General features: G+C 41.2%; 17 protein-coding genes and 1 tRNA gene. 10 read left to right on the top strand and 8 right to left on the bottom strand.

Features of this window, described 5'->3' with window-relative positions; translation table 11 throughout:
- Nucleotides 1-23: 23 nt before the first annotated feature.
- Nucleotides 24-1,109, bottom strand: a complete 1,086-nt coding sequence (locus ACSVH6_RS08025) for an efflux RND transporter periplasmic adaptor subunit (RefSeq protein WP_438077286.1) — start codon at nucleotides 1,107-1,109, stop codon at nucleotides 24-26.
- Between the two features lie 96 nt (nucleotides 1,110-1,205).
- The gene (locus tag ACSVH6_RS08020) at nucleotides 1,206-2,516 is read right to left on the bottom strand and encodes a TolC family protein (RefSeq protein WP_438077285.1); all 1,311 of its coding nucleotides are present in this window, start codon (nucleotides 2,514-2,516) and stop codon (nucleotides 1,206-1,208) included.
- 520 nt (nucleotides 2,517-3,036) lie between these two features.
- Here ACSVH6_RS08020 and ACSVH6_RS08015 point away from each other — a divergent pair.
- The 5 genes from ACSVH6_RS08015 to era all read left to right on the top strand — a co-directional run bounded on the left by ACSVH6_RS08015 (nucleotide 3,037) and on the right by era (nucleotide 5,628).
- Nucleotides 3,037-3,681, top strand: coding sequence for a DUF6266 family protein (locus tag ACSVH6_RS08015; RefSeq protein ID WP_438077283.1), 645 nt, complete (start codon nucleotides 3,037-3,039; stop codon nucleotides 3,679-3,681).
- A 159-nt stretch (nucleotides 3,682-3,840) separates the two neighbouring features.
- A complete protein-coding gene (locus tag ACSVH6_RS08010; protein WP_438077281.1) occupies nucleotides 3,841-4,074 on the top strand; it encodes a helix-turn-helix domain-containing protein in 234 nt (77 codons plus the stop codon).
- 171 nt (nucleotides 4,075-4,245) lie between these two features.
- Nucleotides 4,246-4,318 (top strand) — tRNA-Met (locus ACSVH6_RS08005).
- A 47-nt stretch (nucleotides 4,319-4,365) separates the two neighbouring features.
- Complete coding sequence (locus ACSVH6_RS08000; RefSeq protein ID WP_438077568.1) at nucleotides 4,366-4,620, top strand: GIY-YIG nuclease family protein; 255 nt, start codon at nucleotides 4,366-4,368, stop codon at nucleotides 4,618-4,620.
- A 117-nt stretch (nucleotides 4,621-4,737) separates the two neighbouring features.
- Nucleotides 4,738-5,628 (top strand): GTPase Era, encoded by an 891-nt coding sequence (gene era, locus ACSVH6_RS07995; RefSeq protein ID WP_438077279.1) that lies wholly within the window; start codon nucleotides 4,738-4,740, stop codon nucleotides 5,626-5,628.
- Here era and ACSVH6_RS07990 read toward each other — a convergent pair whose 3' ends face one another.
- Nucleotides 5,629-6,132 (bottom strand): hypothetical protein, encoded by a 504-nt coding sequence (locus ACSVH6_RS07990; RefSeq protein WP_438077277.1) that lies wholly within the window; start codon nucleotides 6,130-6,132, stop codon nucleotides 5,629-5,631.
- Nucleotides 6,133-6,225: 93 nt separating this feature from the next.
- On the opposite strand from ACSVH6_RS07990, the gene der reads away from it, so the two are divergent.
- Nucleotides 6,226-7,536, top strand: coding sequence for a ribosome biogenesis GTPase Der (gene der, locus ACSVH6_RS07985; protein WP_438077275.1), 1,311 nt, complete (start codon nucleotides 6,226-6,228; stop codon nucleotides 7,534-7,536).
- Between the two features lie 102 nt (nucleotides 7,537-7,638).
- Nucleotides 7,639-10,419: an outer membrane beta-barrel protein gene (locus ACSVH6_RS07980; RefSeq protein WP_438077274.1), complete on the top strand. Its 2,781-nt coding sequence runs from the start codon at nucleotides 7,639-7,641 to the stop codon at nucleotides 10,417-10,419.
- A 55-nt stretch (nucleotides 10,420-10,474) separates the two neighbouring features.
- Here ACSVH6_RS07980 and ACSVH6_RS07975 read toward each other — a convergent pair whose 3' ends face one another.
- The 5 genes from ACSVH6_RS07975 to ACSVH6_RS07955 form a co-directional block, all read right to left on the bottom strand.
- Nucleotides 10,475-11,284: a TPM domain-containing protein gene (locus tag ACSVH6_RS07975; protein WP_438077272.1), complete on the bottom strand. Its 810-nt coding sequence runs from the start codon at nucleotides 11,282-11,284 to the stop codon at nucleotides 10,475-10,477.
- On the bottom strand, nucleotides 11,285-11,722 hold the full coding sequence (locus tag ACSVH6_RS07970; protein WP_438077271.1) for a TPM domain-containing protein: 438 nt from the start codon (nucleotides 11,720-11,722) through the stop codon (nucleotides 11,285-11,287).
- 9 nt (nucleotides 11,723-11,731) lie between these two features.
- Nucleotides 11,732-12,325: a LemA family protein gene (locus ACSVH6_RS07965; protein ID WP_438077269.1), complete on the bottom strand. Its 594-nt coding sequence runs from the start codon at nucleotides 12,323-12,325 to the stop codon at nucleotides 11,732-11,734.
- A gap of 65 nt (nucleotides 12,326-12,390) precedes the next feature.
- On the bottom strand, nucleotides 12,391-12,723 hold the full coding sequence (locus tag ACSVH6_RS07960; RefSeq protein ID WP_438077267.1) for a MerR family transcriptional regulator: 333 nt from the start codon (nucleotides 12,721-12,723) through the stop codon (nucleotides 12,391-12,393).
- The gene (locus ACSVH6_RS07955; protein WP_438077265.1) at nucleotides 12,723-13,703 is read right to left on the bottom strand and encodes a peptidoglycan DD-metalloendopeptidase family protein; all 981 of its coding nucleotides are present in this window, start codon (nucleotides 13,701-13,703) and stop codon (nucleotides 12,723-12,725) included. Before ACSVH6_RS07955 ends, ACSVH6_RS07960 begins: the two co-directional genes overlap by 1 nt.
- A gap of 170 nt (nucleotides 13,704-13,873) precedes the next feature.
- Here ACSVH6_RS07955 and alaS point away from each other — a divergent pair, with 170 nt between their 5' ends.
- The 3 genes from alaS (at nucleotide 13,874) to ACSVH6_RS07940 (ending at nucleotide 18,624) form a co-directional block, all read left to right on the top strand.
- Complete coding sequence (gene alaS / locus ACSVH6_RS07950) at nucleotides 13,874-16,510, top strand: alanine--tRNA ligase (protein WP_438077263.1); 2,637 nt, start codon at nucleotides 13,874-13,876, stop codon at nucleotides 16,508-16,510.
- A gap of 421 nt (nucleotides 16,511-16,931) precedes the next feature.
- Nucleotides 16,932-17,720, top strand: coding sequence for a hypothetical protein (locus ACSVH6_RS07945; RefSeq protein WP_438077261.1), 789 nt, complete (start codon nucleotides 16,932-16,934; stop codon nucleotides 17,718-17,720).
- Between the two features lie 127 nt (nucleotides 17,721-17,847).
- Nucleotides 17,848-18,624 carry a hypothetical protein gene (locus tag ACSVH6_RS07940; RefSeq protein WP_438077259.1) on the top strand — a complete coding sequence of 259 codons (777 nt, stop codon included), beginning with the start codon at nucleotides 17,848-17,850 and terminating at the stop codon, nucleotides 18,622-18,624.
- Nucleotide 18,625: the final 1 nt, after the last annotated feature.

Genomic DNA, 18,625 nt, shown 5'->3' with positions numbered 1-18,625 from the left:
AATGGGTTAATTTGAAAATGGGTTTACTCTATTTTCACTTTTGCTCCGTTATACAACTTCCCTTCTGCCGAAACGATGTACGTTTCATCAGCTGAAAGTCCTGATAACACTTCTACCTGGTTGCCATAAGTTTTACCCAAACGCAGCCATCGCAAAATAGCGGTGTTTCCGTTCCCGATAGTATAAATACCGGTTAGTTGGCCTTGTCGTACCAAAGCGTTCTCGGGTACCATGACTTTAGCGCTCTTATCTTTAACCATTTCTTTTTTGCCGGCCAAAGGAAACTGTACGTTCACAAACATGCCCGATAACACTTCGGAAGGCGGGTTGGTTAAATTGATTTTTACCAAATACTGTCCGCCGGTGTTTTTAGCCGAAGTACTCACTTCCGTTACTGTTCCGTTCAGGGTTTGCTGTGCTGATTTTACCACAACTTTTACCTTCATTCCGTTATGAATGGCACTGATGTCGCTTTCCGCTACCATAGCGGTGACCTGTAAATGTGAAGCGCCTTCGATACTCACTAACGGCATTCCTGGGTTGGCCATATCGCCTTCTTTCACAAAGGTGTTGGTCACCTCTCCCGAGAAAGGAGCGGTGATATTGGAATAAGAAAACTGGGCCATTACTTCATTGCGCATTTGTTTGGCACCTTCCAAACCGGCTTTGGCCATTTCGTAACGCGACGTCATGTCGTCTAATTCTTTTTGGGATGCACTTTGTTGGTTGAACAAAGCGGTAAAGCGTTCAAAATCTTTTTTGGCATTATTATAAGCTGCTGTGGCCTGTAGGATAGAGGCATCCACCTGCGCTTTTTTGGCCTGCAAATCGGCATTGTTGATGCTGACCAATAATTGACCGGCTTGCACTTTTTGGCCTGTTTTAACATGCACTTTAGTCACATAGCCCATCATTCGGGTGCTCACGTTAGCACTGTTTTCGGCTTCAATTTTACCGCTTGCCGTTACAAAATCGCCATTACCGTTGGCTGCAATGCCACTAACTTTAACGGGAACAGCCGGGTCGTTGGTGATTGTTTCTTTTTTCTCTTTTCCGCAAGAAACCAACAAGGCTGCCGCAAGAGAAAGGGATATGATTGTTTTTTTCATAATTAGTATGGGTGTATTTGTCAATTATTATTCAGTCTGTTTACCTATAATCTTTTCGTCTGTCATCTATCATCTCTCCGTCTATTATCTGTTTTCTTAGTTCGTTAAAAACTGTAAATACTGTTTGGTGAAATTGTATTCAAAAACGGCTTGTAAGTGTTCCAGTTCTTTTTGCACCATTTGGGTTTCGGATTGCAACAAATCAGTTGTTTTTTCCAAGCCTTGCGCAAAGCGGTTCTGACGAATTCGGTAAGCTTCCTGTGCCTGTTCAAAAGCCAATTGAGCCAAGCTGACCTTGTTTTCGGCATCTCCCAGTTGTCTGTGGGTTTGGTTTAGTTCTAACTGACTTTTCTTTTTATACTGCTCCGTTTCCAAAGTGGCTTTTTGATAATCCGCTTTGGCTTTGGCCATTTTTCCAATCGATTTGGAACCGTCAAAAACATTCCAGGACAATTGCGCACCTACCGTATAGCCTTTGGCTTTAGTGCCAAACAGCGATTGGTCGTACAACTCATAACTGCCGAAAGCATTCAATCTGGGCAGAAAGTTCATTTTGCTTGAAACATACATTTTTTGATACGCGGTTTCGGTTTGTTTCATAGCTTGGATGTCTTTACGGTTTTCGGAAACCTGAGCGGTTACGGCAATCGGAGTGATGGTGTTTTCTATAGGTTCTGCCGGTTTGTAAACTTTGTTTTTGAGGTCTTCGTTAAGAAGAAACCCCAAATAATCAGAGGCGTTCTGAACATTGCTTTGGGCATAATGCAATTGATTGCTCACATCATTCACTCTGATTTGTACGTTGAGCACATCGGTTTTTTGAACCAAACCCTGATTGAAATAATTGGTAATGACTTTTAAGTTGGCCATAGCAGTTGTCTCAGCCTTTTTTAATACTGTCACCGCCTGATAAGCCAATTGCAGTTGCATATAGGCTTTGTTGGTTTCTAACTGAATGTATTCCTTGGTGCGTTCGCTTTGCAATTCGTAAGCTCCCATTTTAGCATAGGCGGCTTTTCTTTCGTACAAACCATCCGCATTGAGCAAAGGTTGTTGTACACTAATCACAGTGGCAAAGTTTTGCGTTTTTTTAGGGTCATTCAGCAAGGCCGGATTGAAATCGGAAGCGGTTAAAATCTCCTGATTCAATTTGGACCCAAATGCCATCAAAGGATTTGTTGTGGATAGAGCCGTGTGACTCGCTGTAAGGTTGGGCAAAAAGAGTGCGTTTGATTGTTGGTAATCGGCTTTGGCCGAAAGATAGTCCTTCTCGGCTAGTTTGAGCTGAAGGTTTCCGGCAGCGGCTTTTTCCTGAATTTCTTTTTTAGAGACCATCAGGGTATCCTGACTGTAAGCCCCAACGGAAGTAAACACGATGCCGATAAGAATAAAAAAATACTGCTTCATAAATGGTGATACTAAATTGATGAAGCAAAAGTAGGACGTGGTATTTCCCCGGTCAGTAACTTATGTCACACAACCGCATGAATCTGTAAATGGCAGGCGGATTTCCCTGCTGAAAAGAAGGATAGGAAGTTTATACAGTAGTTTGGTTTCGGCCTGTAACAGATAAACACTCACAAATTCATACTGATTTTTTGATTTACGATGGCACTAAGCAATCCATTGCTATTGGTTACTAGCAAAGCAAGACGAACCGCTTTACTTCGTGTTTTCTTCGATCGTTCTTCGGTAAAAGTACTGTTTTGCCGAAGCGCTGTCGAAGCACTACCGAACAACTACCGAACAAAACCCCTCAAAATGACGCCAAACAGGACATTTTAGGACAAACGAAGACATTTTAGGACAAATGCGGACAAAACCGGACACCGCCGACAGGCCGCTCCTTAGTCGCATTACCTTCGTAGTGACGATGGGCTCCACAGGGGAGTGCCGGGTATCAGAAAATAATTTTAATTTCAAGATTATGGCAACGTACAAAAAAGGAATCTTAGGCCCGTTCTCGGGAAAAGTAGGAACCGTTGTAGGCGCCAATTGGCGCGGTAAAGACATTTTACGCTCTTTGCCCAAAAAAGGAAACAGCAACCCCAGCGAAACCCAGCTGCAGCAACGGCAGCGGTTTTTGACGGCAAGCGGGTTTTTAACGCCCATGAACGGGGTGTTGCGCAAGTATTTCGGTCAACGAAACGGCGATCAAAGTCGTTTGAATCAGGCCATGTCCTACCACCTCAAAGAGGCGGTAGTGTTTAACGACCCCGATTTCGGGATAGATTACTCCAAAGTCCTTATCAGTCGAGGGGATTTAACGGGCCTGCAAAATCCAACGGTGGCGGCAATTGGCGGCAACCAACTCAAGTTCAATTGGGAAGACAACAGCGGGCAGGGCGATGCTAAAACCGATGACACTCTTTTGGTAGTGGTATATGCACCTACCGCCGGACTCTATTTTACCCAACTGGAAACCGCCACTAGAGTAGAACAGGTAGTTGTGGTAACCTTGCCGGACTTTTTTCAGGGGTTGGAAGTGTACAGCTGGTTAGGGGTCACCTCCGCTGATCATAAAACGGCAGCGACCAGCAGTCCGATGGCGGCGGTAACCGTTGCGGCCTAAGGAGCTAAAGGGACGGTAGGATGTGAGGTACAGCACCCTGCCGGCACCCTTTGGGAGACTGTCAGAAAATTTGGCACAGAATTTGGAAAGGTATCTTTAATTTTTTTACAGGCCCCCCTAGTGTAAAAAGTATAATAAACATTTAAAATTTATGGTACTATGAAACACCTGACGCAAGGCATCTTCTCGTTAGAACTTTACTACGACAATGCCGACATGAAACGAATTTTTAAAGTCTGTGACAGAACCTTAGCGCGTTGGCGCCACAAAGAGGTACTTCCGTTTTTAAAATTTGGGGGCAAATGCTTTTATCCCAAACCGGTTATTGAAGCGCTGGCCCAAGAACGCATGAACTACCTCAAGTGGAAGTCCTGGAATCTGGACCGACCTTGAGAAACAGTTGTCTTTTACTTATAGGATATTGTCCAAAGCAATTGAGACATTTTCAACACGGCAGGATAGGTAAGCCTCAAACCATTAGCGGTTATTTAGGGAATAATATGGTTTTTTTTCACTTTTTACTTGACTTATTGGATATTCGTTGTATATTTGCACTCGAAACAGCGCGGGATAGAGCAGTAGGCAGCTCGTCGGGCTCATAACCCGAAGGTCACAGGTTCGAGTCCTGTTCCCGCTACTACCACCAAAAAGCCATTCCGTGTGAGTGGCTTTTTTTGTATTGAAATGGATGAATTTGTTGTGTACATATTGTTCTCAGGGGAACATAACAAAGTTTACATAGGCTGCACTTCTAATTTGATTGAACGATTTAAATCTCACAATTATTTGAGTAAAAAAGGATATACAATCAAATTCAGACCTTGGACAGTGATATATGTAGAGTTTTTCACAACGAAATCTGAGGCTTTGAAGAGAGAAAGAAATTTAAAAGCAGGCAAAGGAAGAGCGTTTATAAAAGAGATTATTGCTCAATTATAATTTCGGGCTCATATCCGCCGCGGCGGACACAGGTTCGAGTCCTGTTCCCGCTACTAACTCAAAGCCATCCATTTTTTGGGTGGCTTTTTTTAATTTAATTCTGTTTCGTATTTCAACATGGAGCAAAAACATAAAGCAGGTTTTGTAAACATCATAGGAAACCCAAACGTAGGGAAATCAACTCTAATGAATGCCTTTGTAGGCGAACGATTATCCATCATCACCTCCAAAGCACAAACTACCCGTCACCGCATTCTGGGGATTGTCAACGGAGAAGACTTTCAAGTAGTCTTGTCGGATACACCCGGTATTATCAAACCGGCGTATGAATTGCAAAACTCCATGATGGATTTTGTGAAATCGGCTTTTGAAGATGCGGATGTATTGATTTATATGGTTGAAATAGGGGAGAAAGAACTCAAAGATGAGGCCTTTTTCAATAAAATCATTCATTCCAAAATTCCGGTATTGCTCTTGTTGAATAAAATTGATAAATCCAATCAGGAACAACTGGAAGAGCAAATTGATTTGTGGAAGGAGAAGGTACCTAATGCAGAAATCTTCCCCATATCAGCGTTAGAGAACTTTAATGTAAAAGAAGTTTTTGCCCGTATTCTTGACTTGCTGCCTGTATCTCCGCCTTACTATCCTAAAGATGCGCTGACCGATAAACCGGAGCGTTTCTTTGTTAACGAAACCATACGCGAGAAAATCCTGTTGAACTACGACAAAGAGATTCCATATGCTGTAGAAATAGAGACCGAAGAATTTTTAGAAGATGAAAAAATCATCCGAATCCGTTCGGTAATTATGGTGGAACGCGATACCCAAAAAGGCATTATCATCGGGCACAAAGGAGCTGCTTTGAAGAAAGTCGGAATGGAATCACGCTTGGATTTAGAGAAGTTCTTCGGTAAGCAAATCCACATCGAACTGTTTGTAAAAGTCAACAAAGACTGGAGAAGTAATTCGTACCAATTGCGCCGATTTGGATACAATCAAAAATAATTATCTAATTATTTTATAAAATTCCTGTTCCAATTCTTCCATTTGTCCGTATCCATTGGCTCGGGTCTGTCTTCCGATAAAATACAACAAGACCCAGCAAAAGGCCATTAAGGTGAGTACGATAAGGTTGCCTTTCAGCGGTTGGTGCAGCATCCAATCGGAATAGGTAAACATCAAAAACACCAGAAATATTCCGGCAATGATAAAGTGCAGAAAGACGAAGAAAGTCCACAATGTCTGAGCAGGCCCAAACAAACCTCTGATATGTGTGCTGTTTTTTTCATCGCCTACTTTTTCTTCCAGTTCAATAGACAAATGAGGAGACCAATATTTTTGTTTTTCACCCTGTATGGAAAATTGAATGTGATTGGGTCTGATTTTTATTAAAAAGCCGGGAGGAACATTCTTGGCATACTCTACAAACCGTTGTCTTACCGAATCAATATTTTCATCAATATCTTTGTAGAACCGGGGTCTTAATCGTATGTCATTGTGTGTCTCCATGTTAGAAGGGAAATTTTGATTTACACACTAAAATAATAAAATAATTGAATTTGTGCTCTTTAATACTACCTTTGCACCATATTTAAAATGATTATGAACAATATTGTAGCTATAGTCGGAAGACCCAACGTTGGGAAGTCGACTTTTTTTAACCGTTTAATCAAAAGAAGAGAAGCCATTGTAGATTCGGTGAGTGGGGTGACCCGTGATCGGAACTATGGAAAAAGTGAGTGGAACGGCAAAGAGTTTTCGGTCATTGACACCGGAGGTTACATCAAAGGTTCAGATGATATTTTTGAAGGAGAAATCCGCCGTCAGGTAGAATTGGCGATTGATGAAGCCGATGCCATTATTTTTGTGGTAGACGTAGAAGAAGGGATTACCCCTATGGATGCTGAGGTTGCCAAGTTACTACGCAAAGTGACTAAACCCATTTTGTTAGCAGTCAACAAAGTAGACAATGCGATGCGCGAAAAAGACGCCGTCGAATTTTATAATTTAGGCTTGGGTGAATACTTTACTATTGCCAGTATAAGTGGCAGCGGGACTGGAGAACTGTTGGACAAGCTGGTTGAAGTGTTACCGGAATTGCCTGAAGTGACAGAAGAAGAGGAAACCTTGCCGCGTTTTTGTGTGGTGGGACGTCCTAATGCCGGAAAATCGTCATTCATCAATGCCTTAATTGGAGAAGATCGTTTTGTAGTGACCGACATAGCCGGTACTACAAGAGATTCCATCGATACCCGTTACAATCGTTTTGGTTTTGAATTCAACTTGGTAGATACTGCCGGAATCCGCCGAAAAGCCAAAGTAAAAGAAGATTTAGAATTCTATTCCGTGATGCGTTCCGTGCGTGCCATTGAGCATTCCGACGTTTGTATTTTATTAATTGATGCTACCCGAGGCTTTGAAGGACAGGATCAGAGTATTTTCTGGTTGGCCGAAAAGAACCGTAAAGGCGTAATCATTTTAGTGAACAAATGGGACTTGGTCGAAAAAGACACGATGTCTACCCGTGACTATGAAGCCAAAATCCGCAAAGAACTGGAACCGTTTACCGATGTGCCTATTATTTTTATTTCCGCTTTGACCAAACAACGTTTGCTTAAAGCCTTAGAAGGAACAGTGAAGGTATTTGAAAACCGGAAACAACGCATCCCAACCTCCAAATTCAACGATTACATGCTGAAGTTGATTGAGGCTTACCCGCCACCGGCATTGAAAGGGAAATATGTAAAGATTAAATATTGCATGCAGTTGCCAACACCAACACCACAGTTTGTGTTTTTTGCCAATCTGCCACAATATGTTAAAGAACCATACAAGCGTTTTCTGGAAAACAAAATTCGTGAAAACTGGGATTTCTCAGGGGTTCCCATCGATATTTACATCCGGGAGAAATAATGAAAATGTTAAATTAAGTAAGAAAATTTTAGCATTACATACTAAAGTCAGAAATTAGCCGTTATTGTTTGAAACCAAATAGTAACGGCTAATTTTTACCCTATGCTCAAACCTCTTTACTTGCTTTGTGCTTTGCTTTTCTCTTGCTTTGGATTGGCACAATCTGTAATTTCCCTGAAAGGCAAAGTAGTAGACCAAACTACTAAATTACCTATTGAATCGGCTACAGTGTACCTAACGGCCGTGAAAGACTCCAGCTTGGTAGATTATACTATAACCAATAAGTTGGGTGATTTTAATCTGAAAATCAAAAAAAGCAATAAAGAAGTTTTTCTGAAAGTCTCCTATATCAGTTTTCAGGACTTTAAGCTGGATGTGCCCACTTTGCAAAAAGATCAGGATTTTGGGACGATTGAAATGAAAGAAGTCGCTAATGAGCTCCATGAGGTGGTCATCAAATCCGAAATACCTCCCATCCGTATTAAAAAAGACACACTTGAGTTTAATGCTTCTTCTTTTAAGGTAGGAGCTGATGCTAATGTGGAAGCACTTTTGAAGCAATTGCCGGGAGTAGAAATTACGCCTGAAGGTAAAATCACGGTCAACGGAAAAGAAGTCAATAATATACTGGTAAACGGCAAACCATTTTTTGGCAAAGACGGCAAGATAGCCACCCAGAACTTACCTGCCGAAATTATCGACAAGGTACAAGTGGTAGATACCAAAACCAAATCAGAACAAATCTCAGGAGAAGCTTCCGGCTCACAGGAAAAAACAATCAATCTGACGATACAGGAAGATAAAAACAAGGGGTTGTTCGGTAAACTGGTTACCGGTTATGGCTCGGACAAAAGGTATGAATCCAGTTTATTGTTCAACTATTTCAAAGGAGAACGAAAAGTGAGCGTCATCGCATCTTCCAACAATATAAATTCCGTCGGTTTTTCTATGGATGAGATATTCGATAATATGGGAGGTGGACGCAACACCTCTGTATACTACAACGATGATGGTAGCTTCGGGATTAATAATATGTCATTTGGTGGAAGCAATTCAGGGATTACCCAATCCAATTTGGCAGGGGTAAATTACCAGGATAAATGGGGCAAAAAACTAGATGTCAGTGGTAATTATTATTTTGCTAATGCCGAAACGAAGAATACCAACCGTACGGATAGAATCAATTTGTTACCTGCCGGAAAGACCTTTACCCAATCGGATAGTGAGTCACGGAAAATTGCCAATAATCACAATTCAGGTTTTGATTTTGAATATAAAATTGACTCCACTGCCACTATTTACGTTGGGCCTAAATTCTCTAAAAGTTTTACCCGAAATCGTTTTTCTTCCCGACAACTTACCACAAATGAAGCTCTTGCCGAATTAAACAGCAGCAGTAACGAAGCGTATGAGGAAAATGATAATCAAAAATTCGGAGTGGAAGCCAGTTTCAGCAAGCAATTCAAAAAAAAGAAAAGAGGGATGGTGATAAATTTGGATACCGACCTAACCCGAAAAAATGCTTTTACGGCGACCAATTCAGCTACTCTTTTTGCAGATGCCACACCCTATGATATTCGCAGGCAAAACCGATTTGAAAAAGAGAAAGCAGACTATATTGACCTTGAGGTGCGTTACGGTGAACCACTGACAGATTCCCTGAGGTTGAGTGTAACTTCGGAAGTGAGTTACAAAAGAGAAAGAAGAAGTTTGAACACCTTTGATTTTAATGCTTTTGATGATGCCTATACTGATTACAACGATGAACAGTCCAATTTAATAAAGTCCAAACTCTTTTCCTATTTCCCTTCTACAGGAATTATTTTGGGTAAAAATAAAACCAACGGGCGAATCAATATCGGACCTGAATTTGTTGATTTTAAAGCCCAATCTAATTATTTGGGGGTGTTGACCAATCGGAACAAAAATTATGTTTTCCCTCGGATAAAAGGATACATCAGTCATACTATAGGGAAATCAAAATCGATTTATGCCAACTATGAATTCAGAATGGAAGTGCCCGAAGCCGGGCAGGTTTTGCCGGTTGAGAATCTTTCCAATCCGCTGAATACCATTGTAGGAAACGAAAACCTGAAGCCTTTTCAAAGACACAATTTGTACTTCAGTTTCAATAATTATGATTATCCGAGCCGTTCAGGATATTTTATTTATTCGGGTTTTAATTTGACAAAAAATAGCGTTGTATCCTCTACAGTTTATGATGCCAATTACAAATCAACGACTACCTATCAGAATGTAGACAAAGGACTGAGTTCGTATCTGGGGGGTAGCTGGAGTAAATCGTATAAAAAGGAAAAAAGAACACTTAGTTTTGCTGCGGGCATCAACTTGAATTACAATCTGAATCAAGGGTTGACCAATTTGGTTTTGTTTGAATCTAGAGAGTTTGAATTCAATCCAAGAGTTGACTTTACCTGGAGTATTGATGAGTTGATTACTGTGGCACCGAGTTACCGTTATACTTTTGTAACCACCGATTACAAGAATTATGACATCGATAACGCAAAGAATTTTCTCCACAAAGCCAAAATCGAAATCACTTCGTACATGCCCAAAAACTTTGTCATCGGGAGTGACTTCAGCTATAATTACAATTCCAACATAGCCGGCGGGTTTAAAAAAGATTTCTATCTATGGAATACCAGTCTGGGATATAATTTCTTTAATAAACAACTGTTGGCCAAAGTGAAGGTTTACGATATGCTGAATCAAAACCAGAATGCCACGCGGACTATCACTTCCACTGCCATCATTGATGCAGAGAATACGGTTTTGAAACGCTATGTGATGTTTTCACTCACCTATAAACTCGAAAAGTTTGCCGGAAAGAAAAAAGAAGAAGGCATAATGATCTTTAACTAAATAAAAAATCCCGCTTCATAAGAGCGGGATTTTTTATGATAATATGGTAAAGAAATTACCAGCCACCGCTGGCACCCCCACCTGAAAAGCCTCCACCACCAAAGCCTCCACCGAAACCTCCGCCACCGGAGCCTCCTCCGAAACTACCACCACCAAAACTGCCACCACTTCCTCTTCCTAAACTGCTGAGCAAAATGATGTCGGTTAAATCCAAACCGCCGCGTCCACCTGAGTTTCCGCCGCCGCGATTGTTTCTGTTTTTTATGGCAATAATGAGGATGATTATAAAAATGATGAGGAACGGTAATAGTAAAAAGCTCCCGTCATCATCTTTTTGAGACTGTTTACGGGTGCCTTTATATTTTCCTTTTACTACTTCAATAATAGCATCAGCTCCTTTGTCCAGTCCTTTGTAATAGCTTCCGGCTTTGAATTCAGGTACAATAACATAATCGATGATTTGTCCACAAGTAGCTGCAATGAGTTTGTCTTCCAAACCGTAGCCTGGGCGAATGCTGATTTGTCGGTCGTTTTTGGAGACTAAAATAAAAACACCATTGTCTTCTTTTGCCTGACCCACACCCCATTTTTGTGCCCAATTGGTGGAAACCACATCAATGCTTTCTCCTTTCAAATCCAAGATGGTAGCTACCACAATTTGTGTAGAAGTAGAATCGGAATACCGAATTAGTTTTTCTTCCAGTTGCGTTTTTTCCTGGGTGCTTAACAGGTTGGCATAATCATATACCGATGTTTGAAAATCGGGTTTTTCGGGTATAGTGAACTGGGAATAACCGGTTTGAACAGACAACAATACAACCAACATACAAAAAGCCGGTGCCCATAATTTAACTAGTGATTTCATTTAGCCTTTTGATATTTCGTTGGAAAGTTCGTTAGTGTCATCGTCTTGATATGGAAAATATCTTTTGAGTTGCTCGCCGGCTTTTAAAACCCCGTCAATTAAGCCTTGCTTAAAGTTGCCGTTTTTGAAATGAGCCAGAATAACATCTTTGGTAGAATCCCAAAACGTATCTTCTACTTTGTCATTGATGCCTTGGTCTCCATAGATGGCAAACTGCTTGCTTTGGACAGCCACATAGATGATAACCCCGTTTCGATCTTTAGTATTTTGCATTTGCAGCAAATGAAAAACCTCCACAGCTCTCTCTATGGGAGCCATGGAAGTCGTTTTCTCTATATGTACCCGGATTTCCCCGGAAGTGTTTTTCTCGGCAACAGCAATAGCAGAAACGATTTCCTGCTCTTCTGCCTGGGTTAAAAAGTCTTCAACTTTAGACATTGTGCTGTATTAGAATTTTACTTCTACTGGTTTGTCAGCACCTTCCACTGCTTGGAAATAAGCTTTTTCCTTGAAACCGAACATACCGGCAAACAAGCTGTTCGGGAATGTTTTGATATGAGTATTGTAAGGCATCACGGCTTCGTTAAAACGAGTTCTGGCTGTTAAAATCTGATTCTCTGTGCTGGCCAATTCTCTTTGTAAATCAATGAAGTTTTGATTGGCTTTTAGTTCAGGATAACGTTCTACAGAAACTAATAATTTTGATAATGAGGATGAAACACCGGATTGTGCTGAGTTGAAAGCAGCCAATTGCTCCGGAGAAATGTTTTTAGGGTCAATGGTTACAGAAGTGGCTTTGGCACGGGCTTCAATCACAGCCGTTAAGGTGCTTTTTTCAAAATCGGCAGCGCCTTTTACAGTATTCACCAAGTTCCCGATTAAGTCATTTCTTCTTTGGTAAGAGGTTTGTACGTCTCCCCAAGATTGCTCTACCGTTTGTCCTAAGGTTACCGCTGTATTGTTAATGCCTTTTATCCAGCTGTAAATTCCAAAAATCACAACTACGGCAATTATCCAAGGTAAAAATTTTCTAAAGTTCATGTTTTTCTGTGTTTAAGTTTTGTTTTATTAGTTTTTAAAATTGATCGATTGTTACAATAATCCTTCTAAAGATGGCTTTTGATGTTTAGTAATTGGGCTTTCACCGTTTCCAGTTTACTGATGATTTCAAACTTGTCCAGCGTTTTCTTCTGACCTTCTTTCAAATGGGTGCGTGCCCCGTCTAAGGTAAAGCCACGTTCTTTCACCAAATGGTAAATCAGTTGCAGGTTTTTTACATCTTCGGGCGTGAACATGCGGTTGCCTTTGGCATTTTTCTTCGGTTTCAGAATGTCAAATTCCTTATCCCAAAAACGGATTAGGGATGCATTCACCTGAAAAGCTTTGGCTACTTCGCCAATGCTGTAATATCGTTTGCCTTCTTTTAGTTCTATATGCATTAGTCCAGAGATTGATTTTCTTGATTAGCTACTTTGGAAATGGCGATATATTCGGCAGCCGAAATATTGCCATAATAAAAATTCAACGGGTTTACTACTTTCCCGTCTTTGTGTACTTCATAATGGAGGTGAGGGGCTTCGCTTCGGCCGGTACTGCCGACATAACCAATGATGTCACCCCGTTTCACCCGTTGTCCGCGTTTGCATTTGTACTTGCTCAAATGGCCGTACAGGGTAAGATACCCATAGCCGTGGCTGATTTCAATATGATTGCCGTATCCCGATTTGGAATTGTCGGCACTGATTACAGTTCCGTCACCGGTCGCAAATATCGGAGTTCCGGTACTGGCGGTAAAATCCATGCCTTCGTGCATTTTACGCACTTTGGTAAACGGATCGGTACGGTAACCAAAACCGGAAGCCATTCGTTTTAATTGCTCATTTTTCACCGGTTGTATCGCCGGAATTGCTGCCAAAAGCTTGTTTTTATCTTTGGCCAATTTCACAATTTCATCCAATGATTTCGATTGAATTGCCAGTTCTTTCGAAATGACATCTACTCTTTTCGAGGTGTTGATGACCAATTCCGAATTGTTAAACCCTTCCAACTCTTTGTACCGGTTTACTCCACCGAATCCTGCTTTTCGCTGTTCGGTTGGGATAGGAGCGGTATTAAAATAGGCCCGGTAAATATTGTTGTCTCGGTCGGCCACATCGCTAAGCACTTCGTCTATCTGATCCATTTTCTTATTTAAAATGGCATATTTCAATTTCATTGTTTCAATTTCGCGTGCCTGCAAACGGTCTTTTGGAGTTTCTAATAGCGAAGTATTCAGTAAAACCACAAAACACAAAAAGCCAAATAATGCCGAAGCCAATACGAACAAACCAATGTATCCCAATTTCTTGGACAGCTTGGGTTTAATTTTTCGGTAAGCCAAGCTTTCGGTATCGAAATAATACTTTACTTTTTTCGCCATCTTTTATTTTATACTATTTTTGTGCTTGTTTTACAAAAACAATGGTTATACGAACAAATTTAACAAATGTTTCAGTCAAACCCTAAATTTATTTTAGGATGTGGATTCGGTCATTCGAAATCACACATGCCAAATAACCGTATAACCCAATAACCGAATTAACATAAAAAATGAAATCACAAGACATTCGAAAAGCGTATTTACAATTCTTTGAAAGCAAAGGACATTTAATTGTTCCTTCGGCCCCCATCGTTTTAAAAGACGATCCCACCCTGATGTTCAATAACTCGGGTATGGCACAGTTTAAAGAATTCTTTTTGGGCAACGGAACGCCAAAATCACCCCGTATAGCCGACACGCAAAAATGTCTTCGAGTTTCCGGTAAACACAACGATTTGGAAGATGTAGGTTTCGATACTTACCACCACACTATGTTTGAAATGCTGGGCAACTGGTCCTTTGGCGATTACTTCAAAAAAGAAGCCTTAGCTTGGGCTTGGGAATTCCTAACCGAAGTTTTGAAGCTGGATAAAGACCGTTTGTATGTTTCCGTTTTTGAAGGCAATCCGTCTGAAAATGTACCGTTTGACCAGGAAGCGTTTGATATTTGGAAACAATATGTGGCTGAAGACCGAATCATCTTGGGTAATAAAAAAGACAACTTCTGGGAGATGGGCGACCAAGGTCCGTGTGGTCCGTGTTCGGAAATTCATATCGATTTGCGTACTGATGCCGAGAGAGCCGCTGTATCCGGGCGTAGTTTAGTCAACGCCGACCACCCGCAAGTAGTGGAAATTTGGAACAATGTATTCATGGAATTCAACCGCAAAGCGGACGGCAGTTTGGAAAAACTTCCTGCCCAACACGTTGATACAGGTATGGGATTTGAGCGTCTGTGTATGGCGATGCAAAAAGTGACTTCCAATTACGACACCGACGTGTTCACCCCACTGATTGAAAAAGTGGAACAAATCACCGGATTACACTATACTTCCAACGAAGTAAAAAACATATCAGAAGAACAAAACAAAATCAACATCGCCATTCGTGTTATTGTAGATCACGTACGTGCCGTTGCTTTTGCCATAGCCGATGGGCAGTTGCCTTCTAATGGAGGTGCCGGTTACGTGATACGTCGTATCCTGCGCCGTGCGATTCGCTATGGTTTTACCTTTTTGAATACCAAAGAGCCGTTTATCTATAAGTTGGTGCCGGTTTTGGCTGACCAAATGGGTGAGTTCTTTCCCGAAATCAAATCCCAACAGCAGTTGGTAACCAACGTAATCCGCGAAGAAGAAGCTTCTTTCTTAAGAACCTTAGATCAAGGCTTGCAGTTGTTGGATAAAGTGGTTGCTGAAACTTCCGGTAAGGAGGTCAAAGGAGAAAAGGTTTTTGAACTGTATGATACTTTTGGTTTCCCGAAAGATTTGACCGCCTTGATTTTAAAAGAAAGAGGCTATACGTATAACGAAGCCGATTTTGAATCGGAATTACAAGCACAAAAGGCACGCTCCCGTGCGGCATCAGAAGTCTCAACCGAAGATTGGTCGGTATTGATTCCGGGGAATGTAGAAACGTTTGTGGGCTATGATCAAACCGAAAACGAAGTCAAAATTACCCGTATCCGTAAAGTAGACAGTAAAAAAGATGGGGTGCTATACCAAATCGTTTTAGATAATACGCCATTCTATCCGGAAGGAGGAGGGCAAGTAGGTGATAAAGGTACCTTGGTTTCGGCCAATGAAACTATTGAAATCATCGACACCAAAAAAGAAAACAACTTAATTCTGCACTTTGCCAAGCAGCTTCCGGAAAATGTTGAAGCTAATTTTGTGGCCCAAGTCAATACCGATTTGCGAACAGCCACGTCTAAAAACCACTCAGCTACTCACTTGATGCACTTGGCCTTGCGAACTGTTTTGGGTACGCATGTAGAACAAAAAGGCTCCTTGGTGAATCCTGATTACCTGCGTTTTGACTTTTCGCATTTTGCCAAAGTCACAGACGAAGAAATCAGCAAAGTAGAGGCATTTGTCAATGCCCGCATCGAAGAGCAATTGCAATTGGTAGAATACAGAAACCTTCCGATTCAGGAAGCTATGGCAAAAGGCGCCATGGCTCTGTTTGGCGAAAAATACGGGGATACCGTTCGTATGATTGAGTTTGGTGACAGCCGCGAATTGTGTGGTGGAATTCACGTGAAAAACACGGCCGACATCTGGCATTTCAAAATCATTTCTGAGGGAGCTGTGGCTGCCGGTATCCGTCGTGTGGAAGCCATTACCGGTGAAGCTGTGAAAAAATTCTTCAGTCAACAAGAAGAAATGTTAGCCTCTATTAAAGAAATCCTGAAGAACCCGCAGGATACCCTTAAGTCTGTTGTTTCATTGCAGGACGACAACGCCAAATTGAAAAAGCAAGTAGAACAGCTGTTAAAAGAAAAAGCGAAAGGACTGAAAGGCGAATTGGCTTCGCAATTGCAAGAAATCAACGGTGTGAAATTCTTAGCGGCTCAAGTTGATTTGAATCCGGAAGGCGCCAAAGATTTGGCGTATGAATTGGGCACTTTAGGCACAAATCTGTTCTTAGTATTGGCGACAGCTGAGGATGACAAGCCGATGTTGACCTGTTATATTTCAAAGGAATTAGTAGCTGAGAAAAACCTCAATGCCGGAGCCGTAGTGCGTGAACTGGGGAAATACATCCAAGGTGGTGGAGGCGGTCAGCCGTTCTTTGCTACTGCCGGAGGGAAGAACGTGGCCGGAATTAAGGAGGCGTTGGCCCAAGCCGTGTCGTTCGTTCAATAATCTGAATTTTCGTTTACCCTATACAGCCCTTTGAGTCTCCCAGAGACCCAAAGGGCTTTGTTTTATGCTTTGGTGACTAACCTTGATTTTACTTCGCCATGTGTTTAGTACCCTTGTATTTTACCACTGTAGTGACACTGTAAAAACAGGGCTTTTTCATAGAGTCATCATAGACTCACTATAGAGTCATCATAGACTCATTCCGAAGCAATTACACTAAAAACCGATGCCAAAAGACCATACAGAGGGAATGACGTCTCGAGGTTGGAAAGTTGCTGCGGTTAGCTGTTTTTGGCAGTTAAATGGTTTAAAAGCTTCTTTTTAACGAGTTTTTTGGTTAGTTATCTTGTTTTTTGCTCTTGATAACTTGGGTTTTATAGTTTTGGTGAACCAAATCAGCATACGCATTTATACCTACATCATGAAAAGATTCTACACAGTTTATGGATTGTTGTCCATTTTGTTGATGACACTTGTCTCTTGTTCAACAGACAGCAGCCAAACCAATACCGATAAATTTTTAAGAAAGACCGTTGACGTTGCAACTGACGGTTCTACAGTGACTACTCTTTTGAATTACAACGGGAATAAAATAGTTTCCATGGTAAGTGAAAATCAAACCGTTGATTTTGCGTATAACGGAGATTTCATCACCCGTGTTGCCGAAACCGATTTGGCTACGGCACATCAAAACATTTTAGATTACAGTTATACTGACGGCGTACTGACTCAAATTACGTCTTCTGACCATTATGTGTTTCATTTTGTGCACCATGCCGACGGTACTGTTACCTATGAGAAGAGAACGGTAGATGCCGAGCAAAATGAAGTGTTGGTATACCATGGTGTTTACTATTTTGAAAATGGGAATTTGGTAAAAGACCAAAGAACTTTTGATGATGCGGGGGCCACTGTTTTGATGGTAAAAGAAACCACCTATCAGTATGATGCTAAGAAAAATCCTTTACAGGCTGTTTTGGGATTTGCTCAACTTTTGAATTACGAAAAAAACACGGCGGTAAACAACGTAATTGGTACTGTCGTGACTACAACGGTTACTAATTTGGAGACAGAAGAAGTCATTTCTTCATTACAAACGACCACTACTGTTTTCAAGTATGATGGTAACTATCCGACTGAAATGACAGCCGATGCGCCTTTTTTAGGAGGTACAGTGTCTAACTACCAAAGGACATTATTTTATTATTAAAACGTCAAAAATCAACTATATTGCCAAAAGCCCTTTCTGTTGTAACACGAAAGGGCTTTTATTTTTAGCCTTATGTGGTTGTCGGATGATAAATTTTTAGTTGTTTTGTGTCAATAAACATTTCAGTATGAAAAAAATATACTTCTTTTTGACGGCTATTGTTTTACTATGTTATGCTTGTTCAAGTGATTCCGCTGATAATTCGGATGCCGCCCCGTTGCTCAAGGAAGTGCAATCCACTTATGTTTCTTCTACCGGTACTTCTACCATGGTGTATCGCTACACCTATAACGGAAATAAGATTTCTACCCTAAAGATGGATGATTACTGGGAGAGTCACTATACTTATGAGGGTGATTTGATTGTGTCATTTTCCAATTACAGCTATGGAGATTTGATGGTCAAAACCGACTATCAGTATGACAATGAGGACAGGTTGATCAAAGAAACAGCCACGGAATATCAGGAAGGGGCATCGGAGACCATAACATATACCTATAATTCGGATAACACCATTACTGCACTGTTTTATGACGGTACGGTGGCTAACCCTGCTAATCTGTTTCAAACGTCCAGAATAACAAGGGATAGTGCCGGGAGACCAACAGTAATGGAAGATTGGGACGGAACAGGTTGGGTAACCAGACTTCAGGCCTCCTACAGCAGTTATTACAGTCCGCTGCGCAATATAGTGGGGTATGATAAGCTGCTGTTTTTTCTGGATGTTAAGAACGGATTTGCCACCTTTGCTCAGCTCAATAATACGGTCAATCCGCAATTCAATAACGCCTCAGTTTTTGATTATACCGTTAACGCGGCAAATTATCCAACCCAGAGAATTCAAACCGTGACCAATAATGACGGAAGCACAACAGTGGGAACCAGTAATTACATCTATTACTAAA

This window comes from Flavobacterium sp. XGLA_31 (assembly GCF_051547105.1).
Lineage (GTDB): Bacteria > Bacteroidota > Bacteroidia > Flavobacteriales > Flavobacteriaceae > Flavobacterium.
Note: the sequence above shows the minus strand (reverse complement) of the source record. Positions and strands in the feature narration are given on the sequence as shown.

What these genes read in the sequence shown, in the direction of transcription:
- ACSVH6_RS08025 (WP_438077286.1), bottom strand. Translation starts at nt 1,109, where the DNA reads ATGAAAAAAACAATCATATCCCTTTCTCTTGCGGCAGCCTTGTTGGTT.
- ACSVH6_RS08020 (WP_438077285.1), bottom strand. Translation starts at nt 2,516, where the DNA reads ATGAAGCAGTATTTTTTTATTCTTATCGGCATCGTGTTTACTTCCGTT.
- ACSVH6_RS08015 (WP_438077283.1), top strand. Translation starts at nt 3,037, where the DNA reads ATGGCAACGTACAAAAAAGGAATCTTAGGCCCGTTCTCGGGAAAAGTA.
- ACSVH6_RS08010 (WP_438077281.1), top strand. Translation starts at nt 3,841, where the DNA reads ATGAAACACCTGACGCAAGGCATCTTCTCGTTAGAACTTTACTACGAC.
- ACSVH6_RS08000 (WP_438077568.1), top strand. Translation starts at nt 4,366, where the DNA reads ATGGATGAATTTGTTGTGTACATATTGTTCTCAGGGGAACATAACAAA.
- era (WP_438077279.1), top strand. Translation starts at nt 4,738, where the DNA reads ATGGAGCAAAAACATAAAGCAGGTTTTGTAAACATCATAGGAAACCCA.
- ACSVH6_RS07990 (WP_438077277.1), bottom strand. Translation starts at nt 6,132, where the DNA reads ATGGAGACACACAATGACATACGATTAAGACCCCGGTTCTACAAAGAT.
- der (WP_438077275.1), top strand. Translation starts at nt 6,226, where the DNA reads ATGAACAATATTGTAGCTATAGTCGGAAGACCCAACGTTGGGAAGTCG.
- ACSVH6_RS07980 (WP_438077274.1), top strand. Translation starts at nt 7,639, where the DNA reads ATGCTCAAACCTCTTTACTTGCTTTGTGCTTTGCTTTTCTCTTGCTTT.
- ACSVH6_RS07975 (WP_438077272.1), bottom strand. Translation starts at nt 11,284, where the DNA reads ATGAAATCACTAGTTAAATTATGGGCACCGGCTTTTTGTATGTTGGTT.
- ACSVH6_RS07970 (WP_438077271.1), bottom strand. Translation starts at nt 11,722, where the DNA reads ATGTCTAAAGTTGAAGACTTTTTAACCCAGGCAGAAGAGCAGGAAATC.
- ACSVH6_RS07965 (WP_438077269.1), bottom strand. Translation starts at nt 12,325, where the DNA reads ATGAACTTTAGAAAATTTTTACCTTGGATAATTGCCGTAGTTGTGATT.
- ACSVH6_RS07960 (WP_438077267.1), bottom strand. Translation starts at nt 12,723, where the DNA reads ATGCATATAGAACTAAAAGAAGGCAAACGATATTACAGCATTGGCGAA.
- ACSVH6_RS07955 (WP_438077265.1), bottom strand. Translation starts at nt 13,703, where the DNA reads ATGGCGAAAAAAGTAAAGTATTATTTCGATACCGAAAGCTTGGCTTAC.
- alaS (WP_438077263.1), top strand. Translation starts at nt 13,874, where the DNA reads ATGAAATCACAAGACATTCGAAAAGCGTATTTACAATTCTTTGAAAGC.
- ACSVH6_RS07945 (WP_438077261.1), top strand. Translation starts at nt 16,932, where the DNA reads ATGAAAAGATTCTACACAGTTTATGGATTGTTGTCCATTTTGTTGATG.
- ACSVH6_RS07940 (WP_438077259.1), top strand. Translation starts at nt 17,848, where the DNA reads ATGAAAAAAATATACTTCTTTTTGACGGCTATTGTTTTACTATGTTAT.